The 282-nt window shown below is 45.7% G+C and carries 1 protein-coding gene; it reads right to left on the reverse strand.

Annotation, left to right across the window (positions count from 1 at the left end; translation table 11 throughout):
- Positions 1-282, reverse strand: a 282-nt coding sequence (locus tag Q1A69_RS20240) for a hypothetical protein (RefSeq protein WP_299589767.1), incomplete at both ends; no start/stop codon positions are given.

Raw genomic sequence — 282 nt, forward strand, 5'->3', positions numbered from 1 at the left:
CTCGTTAATATCAAGAACAAGGACGCTGTCACTTGCCGTCGCGGAACCAAATAAGTGTGTATCCGTTACATTGCCGGATTCGATTTGTTGGAAGAGAATACCGTTGCTGGACAACTCTTTATCATTGCCCGTCAGATAGACATCGATATCTGTTGCATTAACGCTATCTCCCTTATCGGGATCATTGGTCTCTGCGCCCGCCTGCACCTTGGATACATTGGTGAAGGTAATACTTTCTACTTCTACTTGATTCGCTGTAGAAAGTACGGTGAAAGTGTCGGC

This window comes from uncultured Microbulbifer sp. (genome assembly GCF_947498635.1).
In the GTDB taxonomy this organism is placed as follows: domain Bacteria; phylum Pseudomonadota; class Gammaproteobacteria; order Pseudomonadales; family Cellvibrionaceae; genus Microbulbifer; species Microbulbifer echini.